Annotated in this window: 15 protein-coding genes; all 15 read right to left on the bottom strand. The window is 40.9% G+C overall.

The window, feature by feature from the left end:
- Nucleotides 1-458 (bottom strand): (d)CMP kinase (cmk, locus tag AOQ70_RS07890; RefSeq protein ID WP_059375561.1); only part of this gene is annotated, 458 nt, incomplete at its 3' end.
- A 71-nt stretch (nt 459-529) separates the two neighbouring features.
- The gene (locus tag AOQ70_RS07885) at nt 530-712 is read right to left on the bottom strand and encodes a YpfB family protein (RefSeq protein ID WP_041109645.1); all 183 of its coding nucleotides are present in this window, start codon (nt 710-712) and stop codon (nt 530-532) included.
- A gap of 63 nt (nt 713-775) precedes the next feature.
- A complete protein-coding gene (locus tag AOQ70_RS07880; RefSeq protein WP_058837963.1) occupies nt 776-1,423 on the bottom strand; it encodes a flagellar brake protein in 648 nt (215 codons plus the stop codon).
- A 102-nt stretch (nt 1,424-1,525) separates the two neighbouring features.
- Nucleotides 1,526-2,875: a germination protein YpeB gene (gene ypeB / locus AOQ70_RS07875; RefSeq protein ID WP_059375560.1), complete on the bottom strand. Its 1,350-nt coding sequence runs from the start codon at nt 2,873-2,875 to the stop codon at nt 1,526-1,528.
- Between the two features lie 16 nt (nt 2,876-2,891).
- Nucleotides 2,892-3,803, bottom strand: coding sequence for a spore cortex-lytic enzyme (sleB, locus tag AOQ70_RS07870; RefSeq protein ID WP_059375558.1), 912 nt, complete (start codon nt 3,801-3,803; stop codon nt 2,892-2,894).
- Between the two features lie 134 nt (nt 3,804-3,937).
- Nucleotides 3,938-4,594 carry a glutamic-type intramembrane protease PrsW gene (prsW, locus tag AOQ70_RS07865; protein ID WP_024422824.1) on the bottom strand — a complete coding sequence of 219 codons (657 nt, stop codon included), beginning with the start codon at nt 4,592-4,594 and terminating at the stop codon, nt 3,938-3,940.
- A gap of 156 nt (nt 4,595-4,750) precedes the next feature.
- On the bottom strand, nt 4,751-5,722 hold the full coding sequence (locus AOQ70_RS07860) for a YpdA family putative bacillithiol disulfide reductase (RefSeq protein ID WP_059375555.1): 972 nt from the start codon (nt 5,720-5,722) through the stop codon (nt 4,751-4,753).
- Between the two features lie 124 nt (nt 5,723-5,846).
- On the bottom strand, nt 5,847-7,121 hold the full coding sequence (locus AOQ70_RS07855; protein WP_007500982.1) for a Glu/Leu/Phe/Val family dehydrogenase: 1,275 nt from the start codon (nt 7,119-7,121) through the stop codon (nt 5,847-5,849).
- 196 nt (nt 7,122-7,317) lie between these two features.
- The gene (locus AOQ70_RS07850; RefSeq protein ID WP_024428080.1) at nt 7,318-7,896 is read right to left on the bottom strand and encodes a genetic competence negative regulator; all 579 of its coding nucleotides are present in this window, start codon (nt 7,894-7,896) and stop codon (nt 7,318-7,320) included.
- A 165-nt stretch (nt 7,897-8,061) separates the two neighbouring features.
- On the bottom strand, nt 8,062-8,850 hold the full coding sequence (locus AOQ70_RS07845; protein ID WP_039179602.1) for a metallophosphoesterase: 789 nt from the start codon (nt 8,848-8,850) through the stop codon (nt 8,062-8,064).
- 89 nt (nt 8,851-8,939) lie between these two features.
- Nucleotides 8,940-9,395 (bottom strand): DUF2663 family protein, encoded by a 456-nt coding sequence (locus AOQ70_RS07840; RefSeq protein WP_059375552.1) that lies wholly within the window; start codon nt 9,393-9,395, stop codon nt 8,940-8,942.
- A gap of 64 nt (nt 9,396-9,459) precedes the next feature.
- Nucleotides 9,460-10,248 (bottom strand): LysM peptidoglycan-binding domain-containing protein, encoded by a 789-nt coding sequence (locus AOQ70_RS07835; RefSeq protein WP_059375550.1) that lies wholly within the window; start codon nt 10,246-10,248, stop codon nt 9,460-9,462.
- Nucleotides 10,193-10,834 carry a CPBP family intramembrane glutamic endopeptidase gene (locus AOQ70_RS07830; RefSeq protein ID WP_041109653.1) on the bottom strand — a complete coding sequence of 214 codons (642 nt, stop codon included), beginning with the start codon at nt 10,832-10,834 and terminating at the stop codon, nt 10,193-10,195. The genes AOQ70_RS07835 and AOQ70_RS07830 overlap by 56 nt, the downstream gene beginning before the upstream one ends.
- Entirely contained in the window at nt 10,831-12,339 is a 1,509-nt protein-coding gene (locus AOQ70_RS07825) for a RecQ family ATP-dependent DNA helicase (RefSeq protein WP_059375547.1), read from the bottom strand. Before AOQ70_RS07825 ends, AOQ70_RS07830 begins: the two co-directional genes overlap by 4 nt.
- The coding region (locus tag AOQ70_RS07820; RefSeq protein WP_197414598.1) for a helix-turn-helix domain-containing protein at nt 12,332-12,927 on the bottom strand (596 nt) is incomplete at its 5' end. The genes AOQ70_RS07825 and AOQ70_RS07820, both read right to left, overlap by 8 nt.

The raw sequence follows: 12,927 nt of genomic DNA, 5'->3' as shown, positions 1-12,927 counted from the left end.
CTCTCTTCTACTGATGCAAGCAAGAAAATTTTCACTTCGGCATCTGGAAGTACGTGAGTGCCTATGTCTCTTCCATCCATAACGACACCACCTCGTTTGCCAAGCTCTTGCTGCCTGCGGACCATTTCTTCCCGAACAGCTCTGTGCTTTGCAACAACCGATACTTGGTTGCTTACGCGGTCTGTACGAATATCCTCTGTGACATCCGTATTGTTTAGATGGACTTTTTGACCCTCGCCTGTTGTTACAAGTTCAATGACTGTTTTTTTCAGTAATGAATCAAGTGCCTGTTCGTCTTCAAGGTCTACACCTTGATTAAGTGCCGCAAGTGTAATCGCGCGGTACATGGCACCTGTATCAATATAAATATATGATTTTTTGGCTGCGACAATTTTTGCCACAGTGCTTTTGCCTGCTGCTGCAGGACCATCAATTGCAATAGATAATTTCTTTTTCATAATACCTCTCCTTGATTGAATCTCCCTTATGAATTGTAACACGATCACCGCTCAAACGGGGGAATTTTCTATCAATCCTTCTGCTTAAACGTCTCAATCCATTCTTCAATGCTCATGTTATTCACACCCTCATACTGCACGACTTTTGACAAAAAAAGTTCTCCTTTCGTCAAATGAAGTGTGATCTGAACAGTTAGCAATAAAACAAGCTGAATGAACACCACTTTCAATAACCATCTTTCCATTGTCTTCATACAAAAAGCCTCCACGCTAGATTCTTTCCTCTCTAGTATGGAAGCTTTTTACACCCTTTATTCTTATGCTTTTTTCACACGTGTTAAAAGCTGCTGCTGGAAGCAGTATTTCATAATGTGCTGCTGGTGGTCATTTGTGATCTCTGAAAACTCCATGATCGCTCTTGTTTTGCCAGACTGTTCATCTTGATATACTCGATTCATCTCTGCAACCGCTTTAATTTTCACAGGCTCTTTTAAGGGAAGTTCAAACTCTGTGGCCACTTCTCCATAATCTTTCAATGACACGCCCTCAGGAACAGCAATCGCCACGCCGCCAGCACTTATATTCACAATAAACGTGTCAAAGGGCTCTTCGTCCGTTTGCATGATGGTGGCTTTGATCATCGTATCCACTCTCAAATATTCTCTTCGCTGAAGCCGGATCATTTTTTCTTTTGGCGGAATGGAAATAACAATCATCGGAATATCTTCTTTTCTTTTTCCGATGACTTCGCTTGTACATTTGTATGGAATTTGATTTTCGTCAAAAAAGAAGACGGTGATTTCTGTTTGCTGATTTAAGTAGATGGTGCGGCCCGTTTCTTTATCTGCTGGATAATTAATGCAAATATCATCGTTATTATTTTCCAAAACCTTCGATTTTGCTGTTTTCACTTCTTTGTTCTCATTGACATATTCAATTGTGATTGCATCCCCTATTTGTAACATTCCTCATCACTCTTTTCATCTGTGAAATCGTATCCTCTCCTATATTAAACCATGTCTAAAACAAAAGGAAAAGACTTATTAGCCTTTTCCTCGCTTCCTTTTCTATAGGTCTTTATATATAGGTTCTGCGTTTTTCAGTTTATCTACCCGTTCTTCTTTTCCAGTATCTGCATTAATGAACATGCGGTACGTATCGTTTTTTATCGTTCCGAGGAACTCATAGCACAGAACTTCCTCTGACATATCATTTTGCACAATCGCCAAATGAGTATCTTCGATCTTTACATGCTGATTCAATGCTTTCTGTGCTTCTTTTTGAGAGATTTTCGGTGCTTTGATGTCTCGAGTTTTATGATTCGTTAAGTAGTCCTTCGCTGAAAACCCAACAACCTCGCCATCATCCAATGCGACTTTCATGCGTATACTATCTGGATAAAGTAATACATTTTTTTGAAGAGGCACATAGGTAAATACACCGATATTATCAAATTGTGCACTTTCATCTAAATGGAACGATTCTGTGTCAAATCCGTGCTTCTTTAAAAAGCTGAGTGCTTTTTCTGATGCAGCATTCAAACTGATTTTTTGTTTTTTCACGTCACGATTCTGAAGAAGGTAGACTGGGTGCCCTCCTTTTTCAGTTAAGTCTAAGTAAAAGTTAGCATGGCTGTCTGGATCAGACATCGATAAGCTATACACGTCACGATTTGTTTTGCTGCCGCTTTTTCTCACTTTAAAATGTTGATTATGGTCGGGTGTGAATTGCTGTGCAATGCGGATCGCTTCTTTTTTTGAAATCTTATCGCCTTTTAGATGATTGTAGCCTTGTGTTTCTTTTTCTGTCGACACATTTGTAGGCCCAAGATCGACATCTGCAAACGCATCAGCATTTCTCTCGACTGTTTTCAGCCCGTCAATGATGGTGTTGTCGTTCTTTCGATCGCCGTCAGCCAGCGCCATTTCAACATCCATCCATTTTAAGTTTTTATTAAGGACGAGGTGCTGCACTTGTCTAAGTTCGTTTTGGATATCTGATGCTTGATTATAAAGGGCTGTAATGGTTTTGTGTGTATCTTTATTTAATGGTTCGTCTGATAAAGTTTTGACTGATGATTTGTAGCTAAAGTCTCCGACATTTGCCAGGAATTCTTCCGTTTTATTAAAAGGCATCAATGTGAGCGGGAGCTGGCTGACATTGTTATGCGCTTCTGATGACATTCTCCATACATCTGCAAGTGCTGGTGAGATGGATGTTTGGCTGTTCATCGCAAGTGTTGCGCCCAGTTTGTCATGCAGCTGATCCACCTGATACGTTAAATCGTGGAAGGCTCTTTGGTAGTTGTTCTCAGCATGAAGCAGCACGGCGTCTTTTTCTTGATGTTCTTTATAGCCCCAGTAACCTGTTGAGATGACAGCAATTCCTAAAATAGCAATCAATATTCCTCTGATCATTTATTTACACCTCTTTTTATTCGCAGAATATATGTTTCCCGATTCGTTTAATTTGTGGTCTTCCCCAAATCCATGGACTTGTTGCTGTATCAGGATTAAAGTAATAAATGGCGCTCTCAGATGGGTCCCAGCCATTGATTGCATCAAACACAGCCTTTTTTGCCGTTTCATCTGGCGTCATATAAAATTGCCCATCTGCTACAGCGGTAAATGCTAGCGGTTCAAAAATGACCCCTGCGATCGTATTTGGAAAGGTCGGATTGTTCAAACGGTTTAAGATGACGGCCGCGATGGCCACCTGTCCTTCATACGGCTCACCTCTTGCTTCACTGTAAACAGCTTGTGACAAGAGCTGAATGTCATTACTAGAAAATCCACCAGGCATGTTGGCTGCTGTTTGTTTCGGTGTTTGATTCCCCTGCTGGCTGCCTGACTGATTGCCAGACTTCCCAGATGATCCACTTTGACTTTTTTGATTTTCTTTTGTACCTTGGGCTGTCTTTTTTTGCGAGCTTCTTTGCGCAGGAGCCTTTGTTTGCTGATCAAGAGGCTTTCCGCCATAATGGGTAAACTGGTTCCCTTGCTGCAGCTGCTTTTGAACAAATTCTTTGTAGTATTTCGTCTTTTGAACTAATAAGCTTTTTGTTTTCTCGCCTACAAGTCCATCGACCTTCTTGATGCCAAATTGGCTTTGAAAGTTACGAACGGCCCAGTACGTCCCCCAGCCATAGACGCCATCAATTTTGCCATTGTAAAAACCATTGTATTGGAGCCGCGCTTGCAGTTCGACTACATCTTCTCCTGTTGCGCCGCGCTGGATGACTTGGCTGGTGAAGGCTTCACTTTTACTCTCTGTCAAAAGTGAAGACGCAAGAAGAACGATTGAGAAGATAAGAACGATTTGTTTTATGAAACGAGCTTTATCCATATTTGATCCTCCTGTACTTTTGATGTTTGAATATATGTTTCTTCCGATCCCTATTTTTATACATTCAACACAGGAGAGAATTGGATGGAAAAGACAAAAAAACGCCCTATCAACAAATAGGACGTTTTCAAAAATTAAATTTGCACCATTTTTACCGCACGGGCTTTTTTTGCTTTCCTTAAACCAAACCACCATAAAAAAATCATGAACGGCACCATGATATATCCCCAGTTTTTCATTCCTAATAGAATGAAATCATACAGGCCGTGAAACAGCACAGGGAGCGTTAAAGAAAGGATCAGCCATTTGCGCTGCTCTTTTTTATCAGAGAAGCGGGCTTTTCCGATATAAAATCCCATCACAACACCAAATAATGCGTGACTTGATACAGGTAATAAAGCACGGGTAAATGCATATTCGACCCCATGACCGACTAAGTAAAGAATATTTTCAAGTGTTGCAAAACCAAGTGAGACACTCGTTCCATACACAATCCCGTCATAGTGTTCGTCAAACTGGGCATGCGCATAAACGCTGACCATTAAAATAAACCATTTTAATGATTCCTCTAAAAAGCCCGACGTCACAAATGAAATCAAGATAGGGTTTGTTGCGATATTTTCCTCTTGAAGGACATATTGAATAAACATGGTTGGAAACACAAGTATGACACCTAGCATAAAAGATCTGATGACCATATGAACCGGCTCATTGTCGTACTGATCTTTCAAATAAAAATAACTTAAAAGTGCGATGCCGGGAGCTAAACCTGCTGAGATGATTGCGATCATAACCAGACCTCTTTCCCTACATTATCCTTCATTATCGTACCATGATTTACCCTTTTTTTATATGACTCGGGCCCATTTTTCTAAAAATAACTTTCTATATAATCCCAATTTATATAAAAAAGAACCGAACCCCTTTTGAAGGATCCAGTTCTTTTTTTATCCGTTGATTCTTTTGTTGATTTCTTCTGCAATGAGTCCGCCATGAAATCTTCCATTTTCGATGAAAATTTCATTTGCATTATTTCCAGCAGCAATGACTCCTGCAATGAAAATACCTTCAACATTCGTTTCCATCGTTTGTTCATCAAATGCTGGACGGCCTGATTCTTGATCTATCGTGACACCCATTTTTTCTAAGAAAGAATGATCTGGATGATAGCCAGTCATGGCAAATACATAGTCACTTTTCACTCGATCCGTTTGATTTTGCTGGTTTGTAAAGATCACATCTTCTTCTGTGATTTCTTTCACCTGCGCGCCAAACTCCATGCGAATCGTTCCATTACGGACAAGCGCTTCAAACTCTGGTAAAATCCAAGGTTTGATGCTGGATGAATATTCAGTTCCTCTATAAAGCACAGTGACTCTGCTTCCGCATTTCACAAGTTCTAGCGCAGCATCCACACTAGAGTTCTTCCCGCCGATCACCGTCACATCTTTATCAAAATATGGATGTCCTTCTTTAAAGTAGTGATACACGTGGGGAAGGTCTTCTCCTTTGACGTTCATATAGTTTGGATGATCATAGTAGCCAGTTGCAATGACGACGTAATCACATGAATAGTCGTCTTTTGATGTACTCACCGTAAACCGGCCATCTTGTTTCCTCACGGCGTTTACTTTTTCAAAAGCATGCACACGCAGGTTTTTTCGTCTGACGACCTCTCGGTAATAGGAAAGTGCCTGAATACGAACGGGCTTACGATTTTCAGTAATAAAAGCGACATCACCGATTTCAAGCTTTTCACTTGTACTAAAAAAGGTTTGATGTGTTGGGTAATGATAAATACTGTTCACGACATTCCCCTTTTCAATCACAAGTGCATCAATCCCAATTTGCTTGAGTGCGATGGCAGCTGATAGCCCGCATGGGCCGCCTCCTATTATGATCGCTTTTTCTTGTTTCATTTGTTCCACTCCTGTCATTTCACTGCAATAACAATTGCTGGGCTGTTTGATTCTTTGTTTCATTCCATAAAAAAATCTCCTATTTAAGGATAGGAGATTTTAAGGCGCGATGCAAATCAGCCGCTTAAATCCAGCCTCTGAATCGAGAAGCTTCAGCCATTTTACGTACACCGACCATATATGCAGCAAGACGCATATCAATTCGGCGGTTTTGCGCCATTTCATAAATATTATTAAATGATTTCACCATCATATCTTCTAAACGAGTTTCAACTTCTTCTTCAGTCCAGTAGAACCCTTGGTTATTCTGAACCCATTCAAAGTAAGAAACAGTTACACCACCCGCACTCGCAAGTACGTCTGGGACAAGTAGTACACCACGATCTGAAAGAATTTTGGTTCCTTCCAGTGTCGTTGGACCATTTGCTGCTTCTACGACAATTTTAGCTTTAATGTTTGCCGCATTATCTTCTGTGATTTGGTTTTCAATGGCTGCAGGTACTAGGATATCACAATCCAGCTCAAGCAGCTCTTGGTTTGTAATTGTATCGTTAAATAATTTAGTGACGGTTCCAAAGCTGTCACGTCGGTCAAGCAAGTAGTCAATATCTAGACCATCTTCATCGTATAATCCGCCGTACGCATCTGAAATCCCTACGATTTTCGCTCCAGCATCATACATGAATTTAGCTAAGTAGCTTCCTGCATTTCCGAATCCCTGTACGACAACACGAGCCCCGTTAATGTCAATTCCTTTTTTCTTCGCCGCTTCTTTGATGCAGATCGTCACACCTTTTGCTGTTGCAGTATCACGTCCGTGTGATCCCCCAAGAACAATTGGTTTTCCTGTAATAAATCCTGGCGAGTTAAACTCATCAATTCTAGAATATTCATCCATCATCCATGCCATAATTTGAGAGTTCGTAAACACGTCTGGTGCTGGAACATCTTTTGTTGGTCCAACAATTTGACTGATGGCGCGAACATAGCCGCGGCTAAGTTTTTCAAGCTCTCTGAATGACATTTCTCTTGGATCACAGATAATACCGCCTTTTCCTCCGCCATAAGGAAGATCCACAATTCCACATTTTAAACTCATCCAAATTGAAAGCGCTTTTACTTCTTTTTCCGTAACGTTCGGGTGGAAACGAATTCCGCCTTTTGTTGGACCGACAGCATCATTGTGCTGTGCGCGGTAACCAGTGAAGATTTTCACAGATCCATCATCCATACGTACTGGAATTTTGACCGTTAATAGACGAATTGGCTCCTTCAGCAATTCATACACTTCCTGCGGATACCCTAATTTGTCTAGCGCTTTATGTATGACGGTTTGAGTTGACTTTAAAACATCTAGCTTATCTTCTGCGTTATGAGCGGCGTTTTGATCGGCTGCCATTAAAATAAACCCCCTAGAAATCTTTCATGATCTACTGCTCCCTTTCAAGCAATAGTATACACCTTCGTACTGGTAAAGCAAAGGTAAAAAGCGTTTTTTATCAAAATAAAATATCAGCGTTTATAAATATAAAAAAGGATATAAAAAAATACTGTTGTTTCATCACAACAGTATTAAATATAATAGAAAAAAGTGATTAAAAATACATTTGAATCGTTTTCACAGCATCTTCTTGCATGATCACTTTTCCATACTCTTTTAGCCGGTGAATGGTGAGTGTCGTAGGTGAACCAAACTCTGCTAAAATTGAAATGACTGTATCAGCAGATAGTTCTCCAACATCATCTAGGCTGAGATAATATTGACCTTCATAATGGTAAACTGTACCCCCTAAAAGTCCAATACGACTTAAACTATGGGACAGTTGAATCACATCTTCAAACGAGGCAAATTGATAGAGCACATGCTTGCTCTCGTCGAGCTTGACTTGCATCTCAATGTAATCTTCATCAAACTCATCATCAGCATCTTCCTGCTGACTCTTTGTGACAATGACGACCATCCCCTGCGCCTGAAGAGAAAATACTTCAACAGCAATCGGTCCATTCGCTTCAAAACCGAGCTCCTGATTCGCCTCGTTCATCATGTCTTTAAACAGCTGATGGACTTTGAACGAATCTTTCCAAAGGTCTTCTTTCGTAAGACCTCGGTCTGTCAGGTCATCTAGTGTGAGAAAAATTTTGATTTTATTATAATTCAGACGCTCCAGTCGCATAACGTTCCCTCCTGCCTCTTCTAAACACACATCATACTGTAGTATATGAGATGATGAGTCATAGGTTCTTAATTTTGTATTCAGTTTACACTGTGTCAAGACGGAAGACAAGCATGAAGCTATGCTTACGGTGACTTTTATGGAAAATATTGAGGGTGCCGCAAGTTAATGCGTTTTTAGAGGCATTAAATAGATCAGATGGGTTTCTGGTTCTGCTCCGAGACGCAAGGGAATTTTTGTTGTACCGTAGCCATTACTAATGAGAAAGAACGCACCTTTGACCTGGCCTGTTCTTCCTTTTTCATACGGTCCAAATTTCCCAATTCGGATCTGTCCCCCATGCGTATGACCGCTCAGGACAAGATCGATTCCTTCCTCTTCACTCATCAAATGATGTACATCTGGATTGTGCGATAAGAGAATATTGACATCTTCTTTCACAAACTCTGGCCGTATCGCTTCATAATCTGCTTTTTCAAGCCGAATATCATCAATTCCTCCGATTTTAATTCGCTGGCCTTCGAAATTCCATACAGCCGTTTCATTTTGCAAAGTCGTGACATCGTATGCATGAAGAATCTCTTTCAACCTTTGCTGGTGCAGCTCATGATCATTATTTCCCCAAACAAAATAAACCGGCGCAATTCTTGATAAACGTTTCACATTTTCTTCAATCCTTGCGTAGGGCACACCTTTTTCTGCTAAATCTCCGCCAATCATAATCACATCTGGCTCTTCCTGTCTGATTTCTGCTAATAAAGTGTCACTGATGAGACGTCTGTGTGTATCAGAAATAAAGAAAATGACAGCAGGCCGGTCTGATTGAAGTGCTTCTATTGTAAAGTAATGCTTTTTGATGTTGTTTTGTTTTGCCGTTTTCACCATTTTTGCCGTTACACACACACCTGTTGTAACAGCCGCAATGGCGGCAGTAAATCCGATGGCATATTTCATCACAAATGGCTCCCTTACATATCTTTCTCTTTCATAAGACGCTTGAATGAAAAAAGACGTTTCAACTGTTAAACGTCTTTTTTTCTCATTTATTTACTTTCATAATAGAGATTAATGTCATATTGCTTCTGCATATAGTGAAAAACCGCCTCGCGCTCTTTCCACTGATTTGATTGCGACCATAAGTCTGTGCTCTTTTGTATAATTTCACATCGAAGCCGATGATATTCATCTTCAGCCTTTTCTTCTTTTTTCTTATAGTAATAAGAGGCATAAAAAGCAAAGACCTCAGCCATGATCCAAAACAGAAAAACTTCATGACCAAGCAGTGTGGCAATCATCGCTTCTGGCTGAAGCGAGCCGCCTCCCGCATTTGCCGTGATCACAAAATAAAACAAAAGAATGGCCAGCGATAGAAGGGCTGTCCATTGCCACCTTTTGCACTGCTTGGCAAAACCCTCATATTTATGCTTTCTTTTGATCAATGTTTCCATCATCTTCTGTGTTGGCTGATCCATATATCGGCTGATTGCGTGCAATGTCATCACATACACCCTGTCCCTTTTTTCTACATATGTATGTGCGTGCTTCTTCATTCATGTCAGATGATTAGTTTTCTAGTGGAATATTCAGCACTTGACCACTGTACACGCTGTTACCTTTCAAATGATTATAGGCTCTAATCTTCTCTTCACCCGAACGGTTTTTGTAATACTTCATTGAAATTCGATACAGGTTTTCCTCTGGACCAACAGTGTGCTGCACGACACGAACTGGCTTTTCTTCCTGCTTCTTTTTCTCTTCAGCTTCTTTTCGTTTTTTCTCTTCCTGTTGCTTTTGCAGGGCTAGCTGCTGCTGTTCACGCTTTTTGGCAGCTTCAGCTCGCTCGCGCTCTTTTTCTTTCGCTGCTTGTTCACGCTCTTCTTTCTCTTTAGCAGCTTTTTCTTTTTTCTTCTGTTCAGCTTTTTCTTTCGATCGCTGTTTTTCTTCATCTTTCTTTTGCTTCTCATCATCAGACGCATCCGCTTTATCAGCACTTGAGTCATTTTTCGTTTCGGCAAGTGCTGACGGGACTGGGTCTGTGTCAGCACTTGATGTTGAATCAATATTATATACATCTTGATTATTATTATGGTTGATTTCCTTTGACGTGTAGTAGATCAAAAGGAAGAACACCGTGACGACGATAATAGGAAAGATAATAGCCAGTGTTGTAAACAATGGATTGCGAACCTTTTTCGTGCGCTGCTTTTTATATTCATGAAAATCTTCTCGTGTAGGAAAGTGAGAGTCATCTGAAGGCTGTACTTCTTCTTCTTCAAAAATCTTCTCAACATCATCGTCATGGATGTTTGTCAGCTGCTCCTTCTTTCTCTTCATTCTCGACATTTCTTCCATGTTCATCCCTCCCCCTATATTTCAAACGAATTTGACAAGCAAAGACTAAGTCAATGACAAAATGGGTCATGACAGGAACAAATAAATTCCCCGTCCACTCGTATAAAAGTCCTAAAAAAATACTAATGGAAACCACAAGGATAAACAAGAGTATTTTTGATAAGTAGCGAAAGTGAAGGAGCGCAAACACGATACTAGCAATCTCCAATCCAAATTGCTGCTGGACGATCCCTCGGAATAGAATTTCCTCTGAAAAGGCGATGAGCAGTGTTAACCAAACAATATGCGGGATGCTGCGGTTTTTGAACATTTTTTCATTTAATCCGCCATCATCATACATATGAGCAGGAAACACCTTCATGACAATTGCATCCACAATGATTACAAGCACAGCGCCGCCAATTCCATAAGTCAGTATCCGCGCATCTTGAATCTCCCAAAGAGATGTGAAATCTGTCCAATGATCGAACATAAATATCCCTAGTAAAAAAGAAATAACCAGCATCAGCAGCTGCGTAAAATACAGCTGTTCTACGACTTGTCGATCGGTTAATTTTTCAATGATTCGGCGATGTTGTTCGATCAATGCTGCGCCTCTTTTGTCAGATGAAACATACGATCCAGCACGGTCTTCCAGTGTTTCATTTCATTCAGCTCCAATGGTTGTTCTTTTTTTTCATAATCAGACAGGTCAAGTCCGCAAGAAGAGCAGCAATTGCCAGAGGATGCGGCCTCCGTTTGATCAAGCTGTTCGTAAAAGTATGATAACAGAGATTGTCTAAAGCAGCTATGATCTGTGATCCGCTCCTTAAATTGCCACACTTTCCTCAGTTTTTCTGTTTGTCTGTCCTGCAATTTCTCTTTCAGTTTCATCAGGAGCACACGCGGCTCGTCAGACTGATACATCCTGTAATAATGGATCAGCATTCTTGCCCGTGTCTCCTGAAGCCCTGATTCCATCAATTGTTCACGTAATTTCTTTTCATCATTTGTCTGCATTTGTGTCAGCCTAGCTAAGAAAAAATCAATTTCTGGATCATCAAAGCCCTCGGCTTGTATTAAATGCTGTTGAATGTCCGCATCCTCTTCTGTATATAAAAGAATGCTCACACTGTTTTTCCCGTCCCGTCCTGCTCTTCCAATTTCCTGCATAAAGGCTTCAATTGACTGCGGCGGGCTCATATGAATAACAAATCGTATATCTGCTTTATCAATTCCCATTCCAAAAGCACTTGTACAACAAATGAGATCAAGCTGTCCGCTGATAAATTGCTGCTGAATAAGCATGCGGTCTCCTGCATCCATTCCGCCATGGTAATACTCTACACGCTGATGGGTTTTTTGTTTCATAAAAAGCGCCATATCTTCTGTCATTTGCCGGGTCGGGCAATAAATCAGACCGGGGCCTTGCAGGAATTCCACAAGCTCAATGGCCCGTTTCTCTTTTGCTTCTTTCGTTTCGTGCGCTTCTTTAACTAAAGCGATGTTTGGCCGGTTGACAGAATGAATATGAAAGTCTGGATGCTGCAATCTTAACGTTTGCACGGTATCTTTTAGCGTTTGTTTTGTTGCTGTTGCCGTCAGTGCTAAGGCAACAGGATGACCTAACGCTTCTCTCCATTCTCCCAGCTTGGAATATTCCGGACGGAAATCATGCCCCCATTCCGATATACAATGGGCCTCATCGACGACGAACAGACCAATATGCATCGATTTGAGCTGTTCTAGCAGCACCTCTGACATTAATGCCTCAGGCGCGACAAATAAAAACTTATATGATGGCAAATGCCGAATGATATGCCGTCTCTCCTGAAAAGACAATGTGCTGTTCAGCGCCGCCACTCGTTTTTCTCCGCGCATTTTCATTCGTTCGACTTGATCCTCCATAAGCGATAACAGCGGCGAAATAATGAGAACTAATCCATCTGACATATAGCCGGGAATTTGATAGCAGATGGATTTCCCGCCGCCAGTAGGCAGCATGGCAACGGTATCTTTTTGATTCAGTACACTTTGAATAATGGCCTCTTGACCTGTTTTAAATGAGTCGTAACCAAAATATTGCATGAGCGTCTGATGAAGCTTATCCATTTGCTTTCACCATCCTTGTCAGAGCCAATCGTATTTGAAAATAAGTAAATGAATGTTCGAGTTTTTCTTTAATCAGCTTCATTTTATTTGTTTGAAGCTCTCTGGCTACTGCATGAATGACCTGCTGATCTTCTTCGCTCACATACGGCTCTATTGAGAAGCTCGGTTCATGTATGGAAAGCTCGACAATATGGTCTTCGATCGTTGCCTTTTTTAATGAACGAATATGCGCAATCTGATCAATATCAAAGCCTTTTTGCACAAGTTCGAGCGTTTTGTGAGTAGAGGTTGTTAGCACGCGTTTGAATTCAAGGTCACCTACGAGCTTTTGCATGAGCTGCGTCTCACCTTTTTGGGCAGCATGAATAAAATAATGGAGGACATTCCAAAAAAGCAGGTACACATACCACACATCTTCTTTTAGCCACTCTGCCATTTGCTGATACGTACGCCCGATTCTTTCATTTGACGTCAATGAATAAACAAAAATCAGCGCCTCTTGATCACTTATACGGCTAAGGAGCGTTTCTAGTTCATGATGCAGCTCTTCTGAAAGTTTATTCTTCTCGTGATGCTGTTTTAAGAAGG

This window comes from Bacillus sp. AM 13(2015) (assembly GCF_001518755.1).
Taxonomy (GTDB): Bacteria; Bacillota; Bacilli; order Bacillales; family Bacillaceae; genus Bacillus; species Bacillus safensis.
This window is presented reverse-complemented; position numbering and strand designations above follow the sequence as displayed.